General features: G+C 29.1%; 17 protein-coding genes and 1 pseudogene. All 18 read left to right on the top strand.

Features of this window, described 5'->3' with window-relative positions; all coding sequences use genetic code 11:
- Positions 1 to 155: 155 nt before the first annotated feature.
- Positions 156 to 5,030: a phage tail tape measure protein gene (locus tag JJC01_11215; protein UDN56755.1), complete on the top strand. Its 4,875-nt coding sequence runs from the start codon at positions 156 to 158 to the stop codon at positions 5,028 to 5,030.
- 12 nt (positions 5,031 to 5,042) lie between these two features.
- Positions 5,043 to 5,783 carry a phage tail family protein gene (locus tag JJC01_11210; protein UDN56754.1) on the top strand — a complete coding sequence of 247 codons (741 nt, stop codon included), beginning with the start codon at positions 5,043 to 5,045 and terminating at the stop codon, positions 5,781 to 5,783.
- Between the two features lie 116 nt (positions 5,784 to 5,899).
- Complete coding sequence (locus JJC01_11205; GenBank protein UDN60166.1) at positions 5,900 to 7,912, top strand: phage tail protein; 2,013 nt, start codon at positions 5,900 to 5,902, stop codon at positions 7,910 to 7,912.
- A 27-nt stretch (positions 7,913 to 7,939) separates the two neighbouring features.
- Entirely contained in the window at positions 7,940 to 8,182 is a 243-nt protein-coding gene (locus JJC01_11200; GenBank protein ID UDN56753.1) for a hypothetical protein, read from the top strand.
- Between the two features lie 13 nt (positions 8,183 to 8,195).
- Positions 8,196 to 10,598 (top strand): hypothetical protein, encoded by a 2,403-nt coding sequence (locus JJC01_11195; protein ID UDN56752.1) that lies wholly within the window; start codon positions 8,196 to 8,198, stop codon positions 10,596 to 10,598.
- The gene (locus tag JJC01_11190; GenBank protein UDN56751.1) at positions 10,598 to 12,514 is read left to right on the top strand and encodes a phage tail protein; all 1,917 of its coding nucleotides are present in this window, start codon (positions 10,598 to 10,600) and stop codon (positions 12,512 to 12,514) included. The genes JJC01_11195 and JJC01_11190 overlap by 1 nt, the downstream gene beginning before the upstream one ends.
- Before the next feature lie 80 nt (positions 12,515 to 12,594).
- Positions 12,595 to 12,858 (top strand): hypothetical protein, encoded by a 264-nt coding sequence (locus tag JJC01_11185; protein UDN56750.1) that lies wholly within the window; start codon positions 12,595 to 12,597, stop codon positions 12,856 to 12,858.
- A complete protein-coding gene (locus tag JJC01_11180) occupies positions 12,859 to 13,662 on the top strand; it encodes an N-acetylmuramoyl-L-alanine amidase (GenBank protein ID UDN56749.1) in 804 nt (267 codons plus the stop codon). It begins immediately after the preceding gene.
- Positions 13,663 to 13,776: 114 nt separating this feature from the next.
- Entirely contained in the window at positions 13,777 to 14,799 is a 1,023-nt protein-coding gene (locus tag JJC01_11175; GenBank protein ID UDN56748.1) for a hypothetical protein, read from the top strand.
- 232 nt (positions 14,800 to 15,031) lie between these two features.
- Positions 15,032 to 15,790: pseudogene (locus JJC01_11170) on the top strand (ABC transporter ATP-binding protein).
- Entirely contained in the window at positions 15,787 to 16,470 is a 684-nt protein-coding gene (locus tag JJC01_11165; GenBank protein ID UDN56747.1) for an ABC transporter permease, read from the top strand. Before JJC01_11170 ends, JJC01_11165 begins: the two are co-directional and overlap by 4 nt.
- Positions 16,467 to 17,183, top strand: coding sequence for an ABC transporter permease (locus JJC01_11160; protein ID UDN56746.1), 717 nt, complete (start codon positions 16,467 to 16,469; stop codon positions 17,181 to 17,183). The genes JJC01_11165 and JJC01_11160 overlap by 4 nt, the downstream gene beginning before the upstream one ends.
- A 96-nt stretch (positions 17,184 to 17,279) precedes the next feature.
- Positions 17,280 to 17,534 (top strand): helix-turn-helix transcriptional regulator, encoded by a 255-nt coding sequence (locus tag JJC01_11155; protein UDN56745.1) that lies wholly within the window; start codon positions 17,280 to 17,282, stop codon positions 17,532 to 17,534.
- On the top strand, positions 17,515 to 17,970 hold the full coding sequence (def, locus tag JJC01_11150) for a peptide deformylase (protein UDN56744.1): 456 nt from the start codon (positions 17,515 to 17,517) through the stop codon (positions 17,968 to 17,970). The genes JJC01_11155 and def overlap by 20 nt, the downstream gene beginning before the upstream one ends.
- A 51-nt stretch (positions 17,971 to 18,021) precedes the next feature.
- Positions 18,022 to 18,483 (top strand): hypothetical protein, encoded by a 462-nt coding sequence (locus JJC01_11145; protein UDN56743.1) that lies wholly within the window; start codon positions 18,022 to 18,024, stop codon positions 18,481 to 18,483.
- Between the two features lie 49 nt (positions 18,484 to 18,532).
- Positions 18,533 to 19,435 carry a radical SAM protein gene (locus JJC01_11140; GenBank protein ID UDN56742.1) on the top strand — a complete coding sequence of 301 codons (903 nt, stop codon included), beginning with the start codon at positions 18,533 to 18,535 and terminating at the stop codon, positions 19,433 to 19,435.
- Between the two features lie 369 nt (positions 19,436 to 19,804).
- Positions 19,805 to 20,617: a class I SAM-dependent methyltransferase gene (locus tag JJC01_11135; protein UDN60165.1), complete on the top strand. Its 813-nt coding sequence runs from the start codon at positions 19,805 to 19,807 to the stop codon at positions 20,615 to 20,617.
- A gap of 244 nt (positions 20,618 to 20,861) precedes the next feature.
- Positions 20,862 to 22,088: an RtcB family protein gene (locus JJC01_11130; GenBank protein UDN56741.1), complete on the top strand. Its 1,227-nt coding sequence runs from the start codon at positions 20,862 to 20,864 to the stop codon at positions 22,086 to 22,088.
- Positions 22,089 to 22,311: the final 223 nt, after the last annotated feature.

The raw sequence follows: 22,311 nt of genomic DNA, 5'->3' as shown, positions 1-22,311 counted from the left end.
CCTTTTCAAATTCGTAGAGAGAAAGCTAGCGAAGTATTTTTATTATTAAAGCGCATGAGCAAAGATAAAAAAGAAATAGAAACTAAAGAAAAAACAAAAAACGGATTAATTAGAAAACCCGCAGGAGATAATTGGTTCTAGTAGGAGGTGAGAAAATGGCAGGACAAGAGGAAAATATAACCACAAAATTTAAAGTCGATATATCAGATTTAAAAAAAGGTATAACGGAAGCTAATAAAAATATAAAGTTAGCAAATGCAGAATTTAAAGCAGCGTCAGCTGGTATGGATAATTGGGCGACTAGTACAGAAGGTATTAGCGCGAAATTAAAGCAACTCGAAACAGTTTTAACAAGCGAAAAAGATAAGTTATCTTCGTATAAAGAGCAGATGCAAGAGTTAACAAATGCAGAAGAAGAAAACAAAAATAGAGCTGATAATTTAAGAGAAGTTTATCAACAAACAGTCGAACAATTTGGAAAAAATTCAGAAGAAGCAAAAAAGTACGCTAAAGCTCTTATTGAAATAGAAAAAGAGCAACAAGCGAATGCAAAAGGTGCGGAAGAATTAAAACTAAAAATATTAAATCAGACAGCAGCAGTAAATAAAACAGAAAAGGAAATAAGACAATATAAAGGTTCTCTTGAAGAAGTAGCACATAGCATGGATGAATTAAAAAATAAAGCATCCTCACTCGAAACTGAATATGAGCAACTTGTTACACAGTTTGGGAAAAATTCAAACGAAGCTAAAGCGTTAAAAAGCGAACTTGACAAAGTAAAAAAAGAATTATTAGAACTTGAAAACGCAGAACAGAAAGCAGAAAAAAGTGCGGATGGTTTAAAACAAGGTTTTACTGTGTTAAAAGGTGCTATTGCTAGTCTTGTAGCGGATGGAATAAAAAAGGCTGCTGATGGACTTAAAGAGCTTGCTTTAAGTTCAGATAAGGCTCTTAATTCGTTTCAAGCGCAAACTGGAAAAAGTACAGTTGAAATGAAAAAGTTCAAGAATGAAATTATGGATTTGTATAAAAATAATTATGGAGAAAGCTTGGATGATATACAAGACTCTATGGCTAGAGTTGCACAGACAACAAAAGAAACAGACCCAACACAAATTAAAGAACTTACTAAAAATGCTATTGTACTACGTGATACATTCGGCATGGAAGTACCAGAATCCATGAGAGCAGTAAATATGTTAATGACGCAGTTTGGACTAAACGGTCAGCAGGCATTCGGGTTAATAGCGCAAGGAGCGCAATCTGGATTAAATCAAAATGACGACCTTTTAGATGTAATCAATGAGTATTCGGTGCATTTCAAAAATTCTGGTCATAGTGCAGAAGAAATGTTTAATACGCTTAAAAATGGTGTTGATACAGGTGTATTTTCAGTTGACAAACTAGGCGATGCGGTAAAAGAATTTGGAGTTAAAATCAAGGCAGGCGATGCGGATGAATATCTTGCACAAATGGGGCTTAACGTTGATGATGTAAAGAACAGGTTTGCACAAGGTGGAGAAATTGCAGCGGATGCAATGGGAGAAATTACAGACGCAATATATGCTATAGAAGACCCGATAAAACGTAACGAGGTTGGAGTTGCAACGTTTGGAACAATGTTTGAAGATTTACAAGAAGAAAGTACACGTGCGTTGAGTGATATTAATGGGGAATTTGACCGAACAAAGCAAACAATGGACGAAATAAACAAAATAAAATACAGTGATGTAGGAAGTCAATTTGAAGAAATAGGAAGAAGATTAAAAACAGATTTTTTATATCCACTTGCAGAGGCAGCATTACCTGCAATAAAATTATTTGCTAGTTTCTGTATTAATAATATGCCTTTAGTTGCCGCTGTGATAGGCACAGTTACAGCAGCAATAGGAACACTTGCTATAACTACAGCTATACAAAAATCAGTTAAGATGTTTAAAGAATTAGAATTAGCAACAAAAGCTACAGCTATAGCTACAAAACTGAGTACAGCGGCGACTAAAGTTGCAACAGCAGCGCAAGCAGCTTTTAATCTAGTTATGTCCGCGAATCCTATTGTGCTTGTTACTATTGCTGTCGCGGGACTTGCAGCAGGCATTGTGTATTTATGGAAGAAAAACGAGGGCTTTAGAAAAGCTGTTATAGCTGCATGGAACGCAATAAAAGCAACGGCTATAAATGTATTTGGGTGGATAGCTAACTTTTTTACGAAGACACTTCCGCAAGCTTTTTCGGGTCTTTTTTCTTCTGCAAAAAATGCAGGTAAAAATATTGTAAGTGGTATTATAAATGGTATAACAGGTGGAGTTAAATCAGTTGTTAGTGCTGCTAAAAACTTAGGTAAGACTATTGTAAAAGCGTTTAAAGGGGAATTAGAAATACATTCTCCATCGAGGAAAATGTATAAAGCAGCTTCGGAAGTTGGTACTGGCGTTGTAAATGCCTTAAGCGACTCTAAAAAAGATGTAGGAGAAGCAACGAAAAAATTAGCTGAAACTATAGAAAAAAATCTTGAAGTAAATAAAAGTAAATTTCAAAAACTTTGTGATGCTATAACAGAAGCATTTAAAAAACAATATGAAGAAGAAAAAGAAATACAGTTAAAAAGTATAGATGATAGACAAAGCGCAGAGGAAAAAGCATCCAGTGAAAGAATCAAAATATATGAAAAAGAATATAATCAAAAAGTAAAATTATTAGATGCTGAAACAAGCGAAAAAACTAATGCTATACAACAACAAATTGATGAAATAGACAAACAAATAGAAGCAGAGCAAAAAGCAGATGAAGAAAAGACTTATAATGAAAAAATAAGCGAGTTTGAAAGAAAATTAGCGTCAGCTAAAAACCAAAAAGATAGAGAGAAAATTCAAAAAGAAATAGATGACGCAAAAGAAGATAGAAGAAAAAAGTTATTAGATGAAGAAAGAAAAGAAGAAAAAGAAAGATTAAAAGAACAAATAGAAACTATAAAAGAAGAAGCAAGTAAGAAAAAAGAAAGTTATCAGAATGAATTAGATAACAAAAAAGAATTAGAAGAGCAAAAGCTAGAGGTGATAAAAGCAGCTAATGAAAAAGAAAAGGAAGAAGCTAACAAAAAATTTGAACAGTTATTAAGTGATGAAAATATACAAGCAGAATCAAGAAAGTTAATAATAGAAAAAAACAACGAAGAAATTTTGAAGTTGCTTCAAACATATAATCAGAATTGGCAAAATACAGGTCAGAGCCTTTCGGAAAGTTTGTTAAATGGTATTAATTCAGAAAAACAAAGTGTGCAGGATGCTATAAAAGAAGCTGTAAACTTAAAAGAAATAATCCCCGAACAGGAAAAAGAACTTGAACGACTTAAATTGAAATTAGAAGAAATTGAAAAGTTAAAATCAAATACAAGTGAGTCAGTTAGTAACTCAAGTTTAGAATCAGAAGGCGCAGACGCAAGTGGAGATTTAAGTTCTAGTGTAGAAGATATAAATAATTACGCTGATGGAGTAGAAAAGGTAGACGAAAATATAAAAAAATTAGACCTTAATACTGACAGATTAGCAAAAGAAACTGTGCCGAAAACAAATAATTCTACAAAAAAATTAGTAGAAGAAACTAAGAAAAATTTTGATGGTGTTGGGAAATGGTTTAGTGGAATATGTGACTCTTTAGGTAAGAATATACAAAATATGTGGTCATCTATAAAAGATGGATTTTCTGATTTTTTAAGTTCTACAGGTGATTTTTTTGCGCATATAGGCAATAAATTCAATGAAGGTGTAGCAAGTGTTGGAGAGTGGTTTAATGGGCTTGGAGAAAAAATTAAAGAAGGATTTTCGGCTTTGCTAGAGAGTGTTTCAAACTTTTTTTCTGAAACTATACCAACATGGATAGAAAATATAAAAGCTTGGTTTGCAGAAGTTCCTTATCAGCTTGGTTATATGTTAGGAGAAATTGCAGGAAGTTTTTTAGCATTAGGTGAACAGTTATGGAACTGGGTAACAATAGAATTACCAAAAATCTTAGATAATATGGTTAATTGGTTCTCTAAATTGCCCGAACAAATCGGCGAATGGTTAACTAATACAGCTAAAGATATAAGTGATTGGGGAACTAATGTAAAAGAACAGGCTTTAGAAATAGCTAAAACATTTTTAGAAAACACAATGAAATTCTTTAAAGAGCTTCCCAATAAAATAACAGAAAAATTTAATGATATAGTCAAAAAAACTTCTGAATGGGGCAGTAATTTAAAAAATAAAGCTTTTGAGATTGCTAAAAATTTTTTTGACAATATAATTAATAAAATAAAAACATTGCCAGACGAATTTAAAAAATGGCTTAATGACACAATAAATAGAGTTGTAGAGTGGGGCGGAAATTTAGTTACAAAGGCTACAACAGCAGCTAAAGACATGGCAAAAGCTATAAAAGATACATTGTCTGGCTTGCCAGATAAAATTAAAGAAATCGGCTTAAATGTAGTTAAAGGTTTTTGGGAAGGTATAAAAGGAGCAGGTGGTTGGCTAAAAGACAAAATATCAGATTTTGCCGATGGGGTGATTGATGGTTTTAAAAGTGCTTTTGACACTCACTCACCATCTTTGAGAATGAACAAAGAAATAGGTGTTCATATACCAACTGGATTGTGGAGTGGTATCTCTAAAATGGGTGGTTGGTTAAAAAATAATATATTTGGCTTTACCGATGATATTATAAAAAACTTTCAAGTTGGATTTAGTTCTTCTAAAGATGTAACAAAAGAATTAAAAAATAATCTACAAAAAAATGTTTTAGCAGCTACTAAAAATCTAAAATCAATAGTAAGTTTTGAAACTAGTAAAATACAAGCGAATATGAATACATCAAATAATAATATTAGAGCAGCTAAAGAATCCTTTAAGAACAATTCTTTTTCTTCCAATAAATTAGGGGACTTAAATATTTATATAGAAAATTTTAAAAATGACAGTGAAAGAAGTGTAAGAGATTTCGGAAATGAATTATTATTTATTTTAAACAGGGATAATTTATTGCCGCGATAGAAGGGGGGAGTTATGTTTTTTATTTATGAAAACCAAGACAGCAGAGAGTTATTAAGAATTAAAGAAATGAATAATTTGTCATCTCCTCAGCGTTCAATCGAAAAAATAAGTGTAGTAGGTAGAAACGGGGATTTAACGATAGACAATGGAAGTTTTGAGAATTTTACATTGGAAATTGATTGCGATATAGATGCACAAAGCACAGATATAGAAGAAGTTTCAACAAAACTCAAAACGTGGTTACAAAAAGATTTTTCATATAAAAAGTTATTTGTAAATACTACAGATTTTTATTATTTAGCATATTGTAGCAATAAATTAGATATATCAAGAATAGCAAAAAATTTCGGTGAAGTTTTATTGCAATTTGATTGTATGCCTTTTCGTTATGTCAACAATGATAATGAAAAAATAATTTTAGATACTATAAATAAAAATAGTACTGCTATAACAAATTTTTATAGAGAATCATTTCCAGAATTTTTTATAGAGGCTACAGGAGACATAAAAATAAAAATAAATACTCAAAGCGTTGAGTTAAGAGGTATAACAGAAAATGGAATTTTAAGCGATTTAATAATAGATAGTGAACAGATGAATGTATATAGAATAAATAAAGAAAATAATATTATTATAAATGAAAATAATAAGTTATTTAGTGACTTTCCTGTACTTGAAGAGGGAGAAAATAAAATTAGTTGGGAAGGAGATATAAAAAGTATAAAAATAAATCCTAGATGGAATATCTTGTAAAGTCTTTAGATTGAAAATAGAAGGGAGGGGTCAATATTCAAAAAGGAAAATTAATTTTATATGAAGAAAAAGAAACGGATTTTAGGCATCTAGGGTTAGGTGTTCTTACAAATGTAATAAATGACCATGTTAAGGAAGAGGATAATGGAGTTTTCGAGTTGGAATTTACAATATACGAAAACTCTTTTTTATTTAAAGAGATAAAAATAGATAGATTAATAAAAGCGGATGCATCACCCGACTTTAAGGGACAGCTATTTAGAATTTATTATATATCAAAAAATTTAGGCGGATATATTAATGTAAAAGCACAACACATTAAATACGATTTACTTAATAATTTTATAGAAAGTTTGGAAACGAACGATATTACTTGCGAAGAGGCTTTAGAAAGAGTGTTTCGTGCGTGCGAGGAAAAAAACAGGTTTAGAGGGCATTCAGACATTAAGGCAAGGAATAGTATTAATATATCAATGCAAAGCCCTTATAGCGCAATCTGCGAGGGCGAAAATTCTCTAATTCAAATTTTTGAACCATCTGCAAAATTTTTCTTTGATAATTTCGATGTTTACTTAAATTACCAGCGAGGTGAGAGCAAAAATGTGTTACTTGCATACAGAAAAAATATAACTGGACTTGAAGCAGAATATGATACCCAAGATATCATAACTAAAATATATCCATACGCAACATATGAGGATGAAATGATTACATTAACAGAAAAATATATAACCAGTCCTCGAATAGCTGAATATGCTACGCAAAAAATAGTTGCAATAGATTTCAGTTCTGATGAAATAAGTGTCGAAGAAGAACTAAGAGAAAAATGTAAAGATTACTTTAAATATAATCAAGTCGATTTACCTAAAACACTTTATAAAGTCAACTTCGTAGATTTGTCTACAACTGTTAACTATAAAGATTACAAAATGCTAGAAACGGTAAATATCGGCGATGAAGTAATAATAAGAGATTTTAATCTAAATATTAATGCTACCGCTAGAGTAGTTAAAACAGACTATAGCCCAATACAGCAAAAATATTATTCTATTGAAGTTGGGGATTTGATAAATCATTTAGATTTTTTAAATAACAAATTTACGAATATAGAAAATAAAATAGAAACAGTTAAAAAAGCGATTGATAATGTAAAAGTAGATGACTCAGAATTCCCCGACACCCTGCCCGATATTCCGATTTTAACAGCGGAAGGGCTATTCGCTTTTATTAATTTGACATGGACATTTACAAATAAATCTTACTATAAATACGAAGTTTATGCGTCTCAAATTAAAGACTTTGTACCCGATACAACTAATTTTACAAATCGAATTTTTATTGGGCAAGCAAGTGCTTATGTTCATCAAGCAGAACCTTTCCAAACATGGTATTTTAGAGTAAGAGCAACAAATTCGCATGGAAATGTTACAGAGTTTTCTAGCCAAGAGGAAGCACAGACAACGAAAATTGAAGATGGAACTACTTGGATAGAAAAAGGAGCAATAGCGGATGCGCTGATTGGAGAACTAAAATTAGATAGAGGTTGGTTTGGACAGCTAAAAGGCATGTATATAAATGCTAGAGAAATGGTCGTTGTAAATGATAATGGAATTAAGACAATGGAGATAGACAGTTTTGGAGATGTTCATTTCAACCCGAACACTTTTAAAATTATTTTTAATAGTGTAAGCCCTTATGTCTCCATCGACGACGAAGGGTTAAAGTTAATGAGTAAAAAAGGTTTCACAAGAATGACTGACTCGGGATTATACACATATTTTTCTACTAGTTCTGATATAACAGAGTCATATTATTTACAAGAAAGCGGATACACTACGTTTGGCTATAGTGATTCAGAAATTGTAATTAATTTACCTCAAAAATTTGCAGGGAAACGCTTTAAAGCAACATGTTCAATAAGTTCCGCATCGACATCGGGGCAATGTATAGGTTATTTTAGCGTATCAACTACAACAGTAGAAAGTAGTACAAAACCACAGCTAAAGCTAAGTTCAAGTATACGAGGATATAGTTTTTCGCTATCTGGAAATCAAACAATAGGCTATTGGTTGGGAATGAATTTTTTCTCGGAAGGTTTTATTACTGTACATTATTATGTCTATGCTTAAAATTTAAATAAAAAGGAGCGTAAAAAAATGGTTACTATTTTTTATAGCAAAAAAACAGGAGAAATATACAATTGCATAAAATCGGAGGCGGAGCAGGACTTTACCTGTTTCGCAGATAGAGAGGAAGATTATAGGCAAATATTAAATAAAATAATTATTGAGGATATTCCAAGTGACTTAAATCCTCTTGACTATAAAATTAAAGATGGAAAATTTGTATTAAAAGAAAAAAAAGTAATAGAAGAATTTACTCCAAAATTAATAAAATAAAGGAGTGGTAAATTTGAGAGAAAGAATTTATACAGTAGATATTAATACTAAAAATTACCAAGTTGCAAAATATAAACAATATGATAATGCACTAGAATTTAAGATTAATTTATTAGAAAACAACATAGAAAAAGATTTAACAGGATATACAGCTATAGCCAATTTTCAAAGACCCGACAAAAAGATAATTTACCAAAGTTGCACTATAGAAAATTCTATTGTAACAACTAAAATAGAAAATAACATAACCGAAGTCGCGGGGGATGTGATAGCTGAGTTTACTTTCTATAAAGATAATTTAGTTGTTACGACTTTTTCTTTAAAGATTAATATAGAAAAAAGTATAGATAAGAACAGCATTACAGAAGAGCCGAAATGGGATTATATAAGCATTACAATAAATAAAGTTAAAGAAGTTGTCGAAGGTATTGAGGAAATAAAGGAAACAGAAGAAGCAAGAAAAGAGGCGGAGATTGAAAGGGTTAAAGAATTTAATAATATTAAAGAAACATTTAACTCTAAAGTTACAGAAGTTACAGACGCTAAAAATACTATGATTAGTGATGTTAATACGACTAAAGATACTTTAGTAAAAGAGGTTACAGACGCTAAAACAGACTTAACTAATGTTGTTACTACAGTTAAAGAAGAATTAGAAACCGCAGAAGCCGAAAGGGTCGAGGAATTTAATAGCATTAAAGAAACATTTAACTCTAAAGTTACAGAAGTTACAGACGCTAAAAATACTATGATTAGTGATGTTAATACGACTAAAGATACTTTAGTAAAAGAGGTTACAGACGCTAAAACAGACTTAACTAATGTTGTTACTACAGTTAAAGAAGAATTAGAAACCGCAGAAGCCGAAAGGGTCGAGGAATTTAATAGCATTAAAGAAACATTTAACTCTAAAGTTACAGAAGTTACATACGCTAAAAATACCATGGTTAGTGATGTTAATACGACTAAAGAGACTTTGACAAGTGAAGTTAATACAGTAAAAACGGAAGTAATAACAGCAAAAGAAAATATGATTAGTGAAGTAACTACAGCTAAAGAAAATATGCAAACAGAAGTTACAGACGCTATTAATGCAATACCCTCAAAGGAAGAGTTGAAGGGGGTTGGGATAGAGATAAAAGGAAGCTTAGATAACATATCAGCACTTCCAGCTAATCCAACTCTAAGCGATGCTTATTTTGTAAAGAGTGCAACAATAGAAAATCAAATTGATTTGTATGTTTGGGATAATACCAGTTGGATTAAAATTCCCGATATAAAAATCAAAGGTGAGAATGGAGACAATTTAGAATTTAATTGGAATGGCACGGAGTTAGGTGTTAGAGTCAAGGGTCAATCAGATTATATTTATACAGATTTAAAAGGTCAAAAAGGCGATAAAGGGGATAGCATAGAATTTGCTTGGAATAACACGGAGTTGGGTGTTAAAATAGAAGGTCAAGAAAATTATAGTTATACAGAATTAAAAGGGGAGCAGGGTTTTACTCCGATAATTGGGGAAAATGGAAACTGGTGGATTAATAATATAGATACTAAAAAACCAGCTAGAGGAGCGTCTTTGAGGATTCTAGGAAAATTAGACTCTATAGATGATTTACCATCAGACCCAAACGTTGGCGATTGCTGGATTGTAGGGAGAAATATTTATATATTTCAAACTAAATGGGAGGATTTAGGGTCTCTAGCAGGCGTAGATGGTAAGAACTTAGAGTTTAATTGGGATGGTACACAACTAGGCGTTAGACAACAATACGAGTTAGAGTACCAGTATGTAGACCTAAAAGGTGATAATATTGAATTTACTTGGAATAACACACAGTTAGGTATAAGGATAGAAGGTCAAACGGACTATACTTATACAGATTTAAAAGGGCAAAAAGGCGATAACATTGAATTTACTTGGAATAACACGCAGTTAGGTGTTAGAGTAGAAGGTCAGACGGACTATATTTATACAGATTTAAAAGGTGCAACAGGGAACAAATTAGAGTTTAATTGGGATGGTAGTCAGCTAGGCATTAGAGAAGAAGGTCAAGCGGATTATATATATACAGAGTTAAGAGGAGAGCAAGGTTATACGCCAGTTATTGGCGAAAATGGCAACTGGTTTATAAACGGAGAGGACACAGGGAAAGCGTCAAAGGGGAAGGTAACTTGGAATGAGTTATTAGAAAAACCAAAAGAGTTGGATTATATTAAAAAAGAGACTGTGTTTAATACAGATGGTTCTATAACAGATATATTAGACACAAATAATAAGACAATAACGAAGTTTAATTCAGATGGAACTATAACAGATGAAAAATATATAAATGACATACTGGTAAGTAAGGTAAAGACAAGTTTTAAAGGAAACAAAATAGAAGAAATAAAAGAAAAAGTAGAGGTGAGTTGATGAGTTGGGCGGAAGTTTTTAAAATAAATAGCGATATTCAAGGAGAGCCTTTAAATTATTTAAATTATTTGCAAGATTTAAAGCTAAATGCTTTAGACAGCTATATTCTACATAATGGCAATATCAGAATTTGGGAAGAATTATATTTAAATAGTTTATATTTATTTTCAGATAAAGGAATAAGAGAAACAGTTTATACAGCCTTTTCGGAAACAGATATTGATAATCTATTTAACAAAAGCACTAAGTTAGGCGAGCAATTGAATGCTTTTTACAGAACAGATATATTTAGCCCAGGAAATGCGGATAATGTTGTAAAGGGAATGACTATAGAGTATTACAATTCTTTAGAGCAAAAATTTAAAGATGGTTACGACAGGTATGTTACTAGAGAGCAGGAAAAAACAAGTATAGGCACATGGTTTAATTCTACTTTCAATTTAAATAATACTGTCTTAGAAAGTCTTACAACTATAGATGAAATATTGGCAAATACAGAAGCTACTAATGCAATACTTAATAATAGTAATGCAATAGTAGCTTTAACTATGTGTAAATCAAGCATGGATGCAGTTGTGGCAACTTCAAATGCTATGGATTTACTTGGACAATATATTTTAAGAGTTACAGTAGAGCCAGCGGTTATTAAGGCTATAATTAAAAATCCTGTGATTAGAGATGCTATTATAAATAGTAGCGAAGCTATGACGCAAATCGCCACGAATGAAAATTCAGTAATGGAAATTTTTTCGGATTTAGAAGCTACAAAAACACTATTAAAAAATCAAAGTTCTATGGATGAAGTTTTAAAAAATGATGAAATAGCAAAAGAAATTATACCAAGAGTATTAGCAATGAAAACTGTTGCTTCAAACAATGCAACTTATAAAATAAACATTGATTCAGCATTAAATTTATTAGATACACAAATAAGCACGCTTAATTATAATGATGAAACTTTCCCTATTATGAAAGATGAAAAAGAAATAGCTAATAGTATAAGAACAACAAATAATATTTTAGGAGAAGAAAGTAAAATAAAAACTAATATAGCGGATGCCATAATGAATAGTTCTATTGCTATGAATAGTATTGCAAAGAGTTCTATTGCTATGAATAGTATTGCAAGCAGACCCTTAGTAATAAACGCTCTTTTAAGTAATACTACTTGCATAAACGCCCTTGCAAACAATTCGGCTTCCGTTAATGCTATTGCAAAACAATCTACAATTATAACAACTATAGCGAATAGTTCTATGGCTATGAGTAATTTTGCCAATAGCACTACAGCTATGAGTATTTTTAAAAGTAATTCTACAATTATGAATATTTTCGCAAATAACTCTACAGCTATGAGTTATATTGTTAGTAGTTCTATCGCAATGAGTCTTATTGCGGGTGATTACACAGCTATGTACCAAATTGGCACTAGTACCTTAGCATCAAATCGAGTTGCAAATAGTTCTACAGCTATGAGTTATATTGCTAGCAATACTACTGCAATGTCAAGAGTCGCAAGTAGCGGGATTCTTTTAAAAGAAATATGTAATTCAAACAATGCATCAGTTGCCATAGCTGAAAAAATACAAGCTTATAGGGTAGCTGTTATTTCAACAATTTCTAATACAAATCTGTTTACAAGAACGGCAGGTGTGACTGTAGGAAGTGGTGCTAGTACTATCGATGATGGTCTTAATACAAAAACCATCTATATTCCTACAGGTTGCTATGACGATGGAGATACAAATTTTACGGTTTATTATGGCTGTAAAAACTCTTATATAATAGTGCCAACTATAACAAGTCATAAAGGAACTGTTGCTATAAACACAGGCATATCCTTACGAGGGGTTAGAGTTGTAGGGACAGGGAGTTCAGTTGGCAATGTAATTTTTGACAAATACGAGGCAACATAAAATATAAAAAAAGATTAGATTAACGGTCTAATCTTTTTTATATTCAAATTAAATAACTTAAAAAACTAGGAGGAAACAACATGGAAGAATTAATAACACAATTAAGCGGATTAGGAGCAGTAGGGATATTATGCGCTTTGCTATTTAAGAACACTATGCAAGAGAAAAAAGAGGATAGAGACATGTATAAAAAGACAGTAGAAAATTTTATAGAATTATCTACACAGCAACAAGAGATAAATAAAAACATACTCGTTGAAATGGGAGCAATGAAAACAGATGTAGAAGAAATAAAAATAGATGTAACAGACATAAAAGACATGTTGCAGAAAGAAGGTGCTTAAATGAGAATAGCAATAACAGCAGGTCATACACTAACAGGGAAAGGGACTGGAGCGGTTGGCTATATAGATGAAGGAAAAGAAAATAGAATACTTGTAGATTTGATTGCTAAATGGCTTAAAAAGGGAGGAGCAACTATCTATACAGGTAAGATAGATAAATCTAATAACTACCTTGCAGAACAATGCAAGATAGCTAATAAACAAGACATAGACTTAGCAGTACAAATTCACTTCAATGCAAATAATACAACACTAAATCCCATGGGTACAGAAACGATATATAAAACTAATAATGGCAAAGTGTATGCAAATAGAGTTAATGAAAAGTTAGCAACAGTATTTAAAAATAGAGGGGCTAAGACAGATACAAGAGGGCTTTACTGGCTTAGAAATACAAAAGCACCAGCAATATTAATTGAAGTATGTTTCGTAGATAGTAAAGCAGATACAGACTATTATATTAGACATAAAGATATAGTTGCTAAATTGATAGCGGAAGGTATTTTAAATAAAAAAATAGATAATATAGATAATGAGGTAAAACGAATGTATAAACATACAATAGTTTATGAAGGTGAAGTCGATAGAATACCAGCAATGATTATTGGTTGGGAATATGAAAAAGAAAAATGTTTGATATGTGATATAAAAGACTATAAAGCAGGTAATACAGAAAATTTATATGTTGTAGGAGCAGGAGCATGTAACAAAATAAAAACTATAAATAAAGAAAAATTTACTGAGATAAAGGGAAATGATAGATTTGAAACTACTAAAAAAGCATTAGAATTTATAAAAAGATAGTTTTGCAAGAGGATGGCAACTAATTAACTAGCTGCCATCCTTTTTTTATTTTTATAAGATAAAACTTGTAAGAATATGTTAAAATTAAAATAGCTTATTGTAGGGGGATGAATTATGTTTGAAAGATTTAAAAAGTTAAAATTGTGGAAAAAGATATTAATTTTATTTTTGTCAGTTATATTTTTCCCAATAACATTGCTAGTTTTATCAATTTTATTTTTTGTTAGTTCTATAAAAAATGTCAATGCTAATAAAATATTAAGAGTATTAAAAATTATTATATCATCACTCTTAATAGCATATCTTATTTTCTTTAACTATGTATTCTATGGAGATTATTTTAAAATGTTAACTGATAAAGAATACAGACAAGAAGTTAAAATAAAACAAGAACAAAAAGAAAAGCAAGAGCAGAAGGAAAAGGAGCAAGAGAAAACTAAGCAAGAGCAACAAAAGCAAGAACAGGAGAAAATTAAGCAAGAGCAAGAACAACAGAAAAAAGAGCAAGAGAAAGCAAAACAAGAGCAACAAAAGCAAGAACAGGAAAAAGTTAAACAAGAACAGCAGAAAAAAGAGCAAGAAAAAGCTGAGCAAGAGCAACAAAAGAAAAAGGAGCAAGAGAAAACTAAGCAAGAGCAGGAGAAAATTAAAAATGGTTTAAGGTTTGATAATATAGCAGAAGTTGAAGAAGCATACAATAAAAATTCAGAAAAAATAATGAAAAAAGAAAAAATAAGAGATGATATAAAAAGTAGTGAAATAACATTACAAAATATATTAAATCACGCAAGTAACTCAAAGGTTATTTTAAATCAAACTGATAATATTTCTGAAAAAATAGACTTATCTGGAAAACTTGTTTCTGTCGATGATTTGCAGCATAATACAAGCAATAAAGTAATTAAAGAAACTATTACTTATATAACAAAAGAATATAAAAATAACAAGTTAAGTGAGAAAGAAAAGCTAGAAGAATATTTATATCTAACTAGATATTTAGACAAAGTGTCAATGAGTGTAGAGAAGTTTAAAGACAAAGAAAAAATGATTTTCGATATGTACCAGATAGTAAAAGGAAGAATGAGAAACGAAAATGTCGATGAAAATATAAGACAGGTTAATAAATTATTATATTAAAAATATTTATATTCAACATAATATTTAAAAAATAAAAAATTACTATAAAAAGATGGGGGTAACTACTTTACTAGCTGCCACCCTCTTTTTATTTTGCTCTTTGCTTTTTTTAGTGTTGTTAAGGTTATCATATAACTTTTTCATTTCTTTAAACATAAATACTTTTTCCTTTTTTACTAAGAAGTTAAAAATTTCTAAAAATCATATAAAATTTTGTACTAATATTATATTACCATCTGGAGCAGGTAAATCAACGTTACAAAAAATTCTAATTGGTATGATAACCAATTATGAAGGAAGTGTATTTGTAAATGGAATAGAAAGCAAAAAACATTCAAATAAATTTTATGAGAATATAGGCGTTGATTTTGAATTTCCTAGTTTATATGAAAAATTAACTGCAATAGAAAATTTAAAATACTTTGGATCTTTATATTCTAAAAAATTCTTACCAATTGATGAACTACTAAAATCAGTAGGATTAGAAAGTGAAGCAAATAAAAAAATATCAGAATATTCAAAGGGTATGAAATCAAGACTAAATTTTATAAAAGCTTTATTACATAATCCAGATATATTGTTTTTAGATGAACCAACAAGTGGACTTGACCCATCAAATAGTAAGATTATGAAAAATATGATTTTGTCAGAAAAATCTAAAGGTAAAACTATTATTTTAACAACTCATAATATGTTGGATGCAACAGAACTTTGTGATAGGGTAGCATTCATTGTAAATGGGAAAATATCTGCATTAGATACACCACATAATCTTATTATGTCAAAAGGTGCTGTTAAAATTAGATATACATATTTTGATAATGAAGATTTTGATAATGAAGAAAAAACTTCTGAATGTTTTTTAAATGATACTAGTAATGACAAAAAATTAAATATGCTTATTAAGGAAAATAAGCTCTTATCAATACATAGCAGTGAACCGACATTAAATGATATTTTTATTGAGATAACAGGGAGGAATTTACAATGAGATTAAAAAATCTTATCTTAGGAGATGTAAAGTTTCAATTTAAATATGGATTTTATTTTTTATATGTTACTTTAAGTATTGTATATATTTGTTTGCTTAATGCCTTTCCACCATTATTGAGAGAAAAGGTAGCTATAATTATGATTTATTCTGACCCAGCAGCAATGGGACTATTTTTTATGGGAGCAATTGTACTTCTTGAGAAGAGTCAAAGAGTTTTAAATTCCCTAGCTGTATCTCCCACAAAAATATCAGAATATATTTTATCAAAAGTGATTTCATTGTCAATAATATCTAGTATTGTATCTATGGTAATTGCAATTACAGCAAATTTAAATAATATTTTGATAGTAATTATGGGAACTTTCTTTGCATCCATAATATTTTCATTACTTGGGCTTATACTTGCAAGTAGAGCATCAAGTTTAAATCAATTTATTGTTTTAACTATTCCTATTGAGATTGTCTGCTTTGTGCCACCAATAATTAATGTATTGATGGATTTAAGTGTATTCACCAACTTGTATCCTTTTAATATATGTATTTCTCTTATTAGTGGAGATAAAAATTCTTTAGTAACTAATATATTAATTTTAATATTGATGACTATAATAGTTTACTTTATAACATATTATTTTGTTTGTAGTATTTGGAAAAAGGTAGGTGGTATAAAGTTATGATAAAAATTATTAATGCTTTTAGACAAGAATTTGAGCAAATAAAAGGTGATGCTATGCTTTTTGTAGTATGTATTTCTCCAATATTATGTGGAGGACTTATAAAATTTGGAATACCATTAATTCAAAATATATTAATTGATAGTTCTTATTATAAATTAACTTTAGAACCATATTTTTTAGTATTTGACTTGCTTTTAGCTTTTATAACACCTTTTATGTTCTTTTTTGTTTCTACTATGGTTATGTTAGGAGAAATTGATGATAATATTTCAAAGTATTTGATAATCACTCCTATTGGAAAAAGTGGTTATCTTATTTCAAGACTTGGAATACCAGCTATATTAGCCTTTGCCATTACAGTAATTTTATTATTAACTTTTTCGCTAACTAAAATTTCTTTTTTATTAAATTTGGCAATTTCTTTAGTATCTTTGACTCAGGGAATTATTATATCAATATTAATAATTTCTTTATCATCAAATAAATTAGAAGGTATGGCACTTACAAAGTTATCAGGACTTTTTATGTTAGGTATTCCAGCACCATTTTTTATTTTAAATAAAATACAATATATTTTACTTTTCTTACCATCATTTTGGTTAGCAAAGGCATTTAAAGATAGTAACTACATATATATTTTTATCTCATTTATTGTATCATTAATTTGGATTGTTTTATTACTTAAAAAATTCAATAAAAAAATATCTAGTTAAATAGATTATCAAAATAAATGTAAGGTTGACTTGACATAAAAATTAGAAAATGTTACAGTTTAAATGTAAGGTTAACATTACATGAATGGAGTATATATGAAAAATAAAATCAAGGTATTAAGAGAAAAATTGGGGTTAACACAAGAACAACTAGGAGAATTAGTTGGAACATCTAGGCAGGCTATAAATGCTATAGAGACTGGAAAAAATGAACCTTCAATATGGTTAGCATATGATATTTCAAGAGTTTTTAATGAACCAATAGAAAGTATATTTTTATTTGAACAAAGTGAGAGAAAATCAAGAGCTCAGATAAGTAGGGGGGAATATTATGGCTCTAAGAGAGATTAGAACTTTTGACGATGAAATTTTAAGAAAAAAGAGTAAGAATGTAGAAAAAGTAGATAATAAGATAAGAGACCTATTAAACGATATGGCAGAAACCATGTACAATACACCAAATGGTGGGGGTTTAGCTGGATGCCAAGTGGGAATATTAAAACGTTTAGTTGTTATAGATTTAGGAGAGGGACTTATTAAACTTGTCAATCCTGAAATTATTAAAGAAGAAGGAGAGCAAATTGTTGTTGAAGGTTGTTTAAGTTTTCCTGATGTATGGGGAAAATTAAAAAGACCTAAAAAAGTTACAGTTCAAGCTTTAAATGAGAATGGTGAGAAAATAATAATTAAAGGTTCAGGACTTATGGCAAAATGTCTTTGTCATGAAATAGACCATTTGGATGGCATAGTTTTTACAGATAAAATTATTGAACGTGTAAAACTATAAGGTAATTTAAGTACTAAATTTAGATAATATTTTATAGTGAGGAGTTAGATTATGAGATTATGGCATAAAGATTTGATTGATGTATTACCAAAAAATCAATTAGTAAGTCAATGGAGAGAACTATTCGCTATAAAAGGTTCTATAGAGAAAAAAGGTACTCCAAATCATCTATTAGTAAATAAAGTATTAAATTATAGTATTGATGAATTTAAGTTTTATGCTAAAGTTGTACATGATGAAATGGTAAAAAGGGCTTATAGACCTAATGAAACTAAGTTTATAGAAATGCTAAAATGGAACAATAACAATTTCTCAATGGATGTATCTGTAGTATATAATCTAAATTTAGAAAATTTATATAGAGATTGGCATAATGAAATATATTTAAAGCAATGTCTATATAATTTAGAAGAAAAAGCAGTGTGTGGAGGAATATCCATGAATGAATGGGATATATTACTTTGTAAATACGGTGATGACTATGAATTATGGCATGGTAATAACTTACTTTAATTACTATAATTTAATATTATGATATTATTAGATGTAAAGAGGTGATTGTTTGTATAATAAAGTAAAATATATTCCAATAAATTGTGAAACTGCTTGCAATAAACTAAAAAGAAGTATTCCATATAAATGGGATTTAAATATTTATCGTGGATGTGAACATGCATGTAAATATTGTTATGCTATCTATTCACATAAGTATATTAATTCTAATAATTATTTTGAAGATATCTATGTAAAAACAAATATAGTAGAAATGCTTGAGAAACAATTGAGTAGCAATAAGTGGAAGCGAGAAGTAATTAATATAGGTGGAGTGACAGATAGTTATCAACCTATAGAAGCTGAGTATAAAATTATGCCAGAAATATTGAATCTATTAATCAAATATAAAACCCCAGCAATTATTTCTACAAAATCGGATTTAATTTTAAGAGATTATGATTTGGTTGATAAATTATCTAGAATTACATATATTAACATAGCATCTACAATTACGACTGTAGATGAAAAGACACAAAAGCTCATTGAGCCAAATGGAGTAGATTCAATGAGAAGATTTGAAATGTTAAAAGAATTTAGAAAAACTAACGCTTCAGTTGGTCTTCATATTATGCCAATCATACCTTATATTACAGATAATTTTGATAACATAAATTCATTATTTAGATATGCAAAAGAAAGTAATGTACACTATGTGCTACCTGGAACTCTGTATTTAAGAGGTATAACTAGAGGTGTTTTTTTTGAATTCATTAAAAAAGAATTTCCTAATTTATTTGATAAATTATCAGTATTGTACAGTACAGGTTCAGCTAATAAAGAGTATAAAAACCAACTTTATAAAATGGTCAATCAACTTAGAAATAAGTATTCTTTATCAAGTAGTTATGACAAAGTAATGAAAGAAAAATTAAAACATTCAAGCGATATTCAGTTGTCTTTTTTTGATTAATTTTAGATACAATAGTGTACTTTTTAATTTAATATTATAAATTATTTAAACTGAAATTTATTGACAAATAGAGATAGTAAGTATACAATACATCTATAAAATAAAAATATGAAAGGATGATGTTGTTCGGGGTACTTGATATCATAAAATCGTTGATGTAAGTATTGCTGGAAAAGAGTAAATAAAATCAAATTTAATAAGTAAACAAAATAAAGCGATAGTTTTATTGTTGTGCTTAAAAATATTTGATTCTATTTTACTCTTATTTAAACTCATCTTTTTGAAGTTAAACCACAGAGTAAAATCTGTGGTTTTTTTATTTTATAAATAAATTTTAAGGAGTGGTATGTTTTGTTAAACAAATTATGCATGTATTTAGAAAAACCAGAACTTTATAAGGAAAGTAAAGTTAATTTTTGGGATGATGAATATATCTCAAAACAGTTATTAAAAGCACATTTAGATGTTGATTTTGAAGGAGCAAGTAGAAGTCTAGACTTTATTAATGATTCTGTAGATTGGATAGTTAAAGTTGCATCTCCAGATAAGTATCCAAATTTAATCGATTTAGGATGTGGTCCAGGATTATACTCAGAAAGATTTGCACAGAAAGGTTATAAAGTAACTGGAATTGATTTTTCAAAACGTTCTATTAATTATGCACAAAGTAGAAATGAAAAGAAAAATCTAAATATAACATATTTATTTCAAAGTTATTTAAATATGAATTACAGTGAAGAATTTGATATAGCTACTTTAATTTATTGTGATTATGGAGCTTTATCAACTAAAAACAGAAGTCTATTGATGGAGAATATTTACAAGAGTTTAAAACCTGGAGGAAAGTTGATATTAGATGTATTTACAATAAATAAATACGATGATTTTAAAGAAGTTAAAACATGGGAAATAAATGAAAATGGAGGATTTTGGAGTAGTGAAAGATATATGTGTATACAAGATAATTGCAAATATAGTGATTACAATACATTAGAACAAACTCTTGTTATAACAGAAGGAAGTGAAAATGTATTTTATATTTGGAATAAATACTTTTCAAAAGAGAGTTTTTTTAGAGAAATTAAAGATATTGGCTTTAAATCTATTGAAATTTTTAATAATGTCAAAGGTGAAGCATATTCTGATGATAGTATGACTATGGGATTGGTTTTACAAAAATAGTAAAAAAATAATGAATATATTTAAATGAATAAAAATTTGAAATCTACAATGATATCACATAAGAAAAGTATATATATTGAAAGATGGACATTTTTATGTTATTTTTAATACATTATAAATTTGATTATATAAAAATAAAAGCAATATTTTTGTTATTATTTTTTATATAAAATTTATTTGAATATATTTTTTTAACAGAATATGATATTAAAATTAATATATAGTTTAGAAGGATGTGGTATTAGTGCTAGAGATTCAAGGAAAATACAATAAAGCAAAAATATTTACAGATAATGTAGATAGTACAACAATAAGTCAAATAATAGAATTATGTAATCAGGAATTTACAACAAAATCTAAGATAAGAATAATGCCAGATTGTCATGCAGGTTCTGGCTGTGTAATAGGTACTGTAATGACAATACAAGATAAAATAGTCCCAAATCTTGTTGGAGTAGATATAGGGTGTGGGGTTATATGTGTAAATCTGGGTAAAGTTGATTTGAATTTGAAACAGATAGATGATTTTATAAGAAAAAAAATACCTCATGGATTTAATATAAATAAATATAGTAAAGCAAACTATAAAAAAGAGATAGAATCATTATATTGTATAAAAGGTATAGGAAAAGCTACAGAGGAATATAATCGAGCTATTGGAAGCCTTGGAGGGGGAAATCATTTTATTGAGTTAAATGAAGATAGTGAAAAAAATAAATATTTAATAATACACTCTGGTAGTAGAAATCTTGGCAATAGGGTAGCAAAATACTACCAAAAAAAAGCTTATGATTACTATGTCAGAATTAGCAATAGCTTTGATGAAGACAGTAAAAGACTTGTTGAGCAGTACAAAAAGGAAAATAGAGAAGAAGAAATTCAGGATGCATTGATAACGCTTAAAGAAGAACATAATTTTACCCCTAAAATACCAAAAGATTTATGCTATTTAGAAGGAAAATTGATGGAAGATTATCTTCATGATATGGATATTATACAAAAATATGCTGAACTAAACAGAAATACAATGGCTAAAAGAATAATTGAAGAATGTATAGGTCTTAAGTTCAATGATTTAGACCATTTTCAAACTATACATAATTATATAGAAATTGAAAACAGAATACTAAGAAAAGGAGCTATAGCATCATATGAAGGAAGAAAGTTATTGATTCCTATAAATATGAGAGATGGTGTTATCTTGGGAGTAGGAAAAGGAAATTTAGATTGGGTTAATTCTGCACCTCATGGAGCAGGACGTATACTTTCAAGAGGAGAAGCCAAAAGAAGTATAAATATGAAAGATTATGAAGATTCTATGAAAAATGTATTTACAACGAGTGTAAATATTAAAACCATTGATGAAGCACCTCAAGCGTATAAGCCAATTGATGAGATTGTAGAAAATATAAGAGAAACAGTTGACATAATTAATATATTGAAACCAATTTATAATTTTAAGTCAAATTAACAATTTGGAAGATTAAGATAATATAGTAATCTTAATCTATATAAAAAATAAAATTTATAAAAAAGGAGTACAAAAAATAGTACTCCTTTTTTATATGGAGGTTCAGAAATAAGGATTCATTCAATTATGAAAATAAATCCTTGGATATTTCTTAAAGAGAAACTTGACAATTGATAAGTAAAGATATAATATGTATAGTAACTAAACAGTAATGAAACTAAAC

The organism is Clostridioides sp. ES-S-0010-02 (assembly GCA_020641055.1).
In the GTDB taxonomy this organism is placed as follows: domain Bacteria; phylum Bacillota; class Clostridia; order Peptostreptococcales; family Peptostreptococcaceae; genus Clostridioides.
This window is presented reverse-complemented; position numbering and strand designations above follow the sequence as displayed.

Bases quoted from the DNA above. Each gene is read 5' to 3' on its own strand.
- JJC01_11215 (UDN56755.1), top strand. From the start codon at position 156: ATGGCAGGACAAGAGGAAAATATAACCACAAAATTTAAAGTCGATATA.
- JJC01_11210 (UDN56754.1), top strand. From the start codon at position 5,043: ATGTTTTTTATTTATGAAAACCAAGACAGCAGAGAGTTATTAAGAATT.
- JJC01_11200 (UDN56753.1), top strand. From the start codon at position 7,940: ATGGTTACTATTTTTTATAGCAAAAAAACAGGAGAAATATACAATTGC.
- JJC01_11190 (UDN56751.1), top strand. From the start codon at position 10,598: ATGAGTTGGGCGGAAGTTTTTAAAATAAATAGCGATATTCAAGGAGAG.
- JJC01_11185 (UDN56750.1), top strand. From the start codon at position 12,595: ATGGAAGAATTAATAACACAATTAAGCGGATTAGGAGCAGTAGGGATA.
- JJC01_11180 (UDN56749.1), top strand. From the start codon at position 12,859: ATGAGAATAGCAATAACAGCAGGTCATACACTAACAGGGAAAGGGACT.
- JJC01_11175 (UDN56748.1), top strand. From the start codon at position 13,777: ATGTTTGAAAGATTTAAAAAGTTAAAATTGTGGAAAAAGATATTAATT.
- JJC01_11165 (UDN56747.1), top strand. From the start codon at position 15,787: ATGAGATTAAAAAATCTTATCTTAGGAGATGTAAAGTTTCAATTTAAA.
- JJC01_11160 (UDN56746.1), top strand. From the start codon at position 16,467: ATGATAAAAATTATTAATGCTTTTAGACAAGAATTTGAGCAAATAAAA.
- JJC01_11155 (UDN56745.1), top strand. From the start codon at position 17,280: ATGAAAAATAAAATCAAGGTATTAAGAGAAAAATTGGGGTTAACACAA.
- def (UDN56744.1), top strand. From the start codon at position 17,515: ATGGCTCTAAGAGAGATTAGAACTTTTGACGATGAAATTTTAAGAAAA.
- JJC01_11145 (UDN56743.1), top strand. From the start codon at position 18,022: ATGAGATTATGGCATAAAGATTTGATTGATGTATTACCAAAAAATCAA.
- JJC01_11135 (UDN60165.1), top strand. From the start codon at position 19,805: ATGTATTTAGAAAAACCAGAACTTTATAAGGAAAGTAAAGTTAATTTT.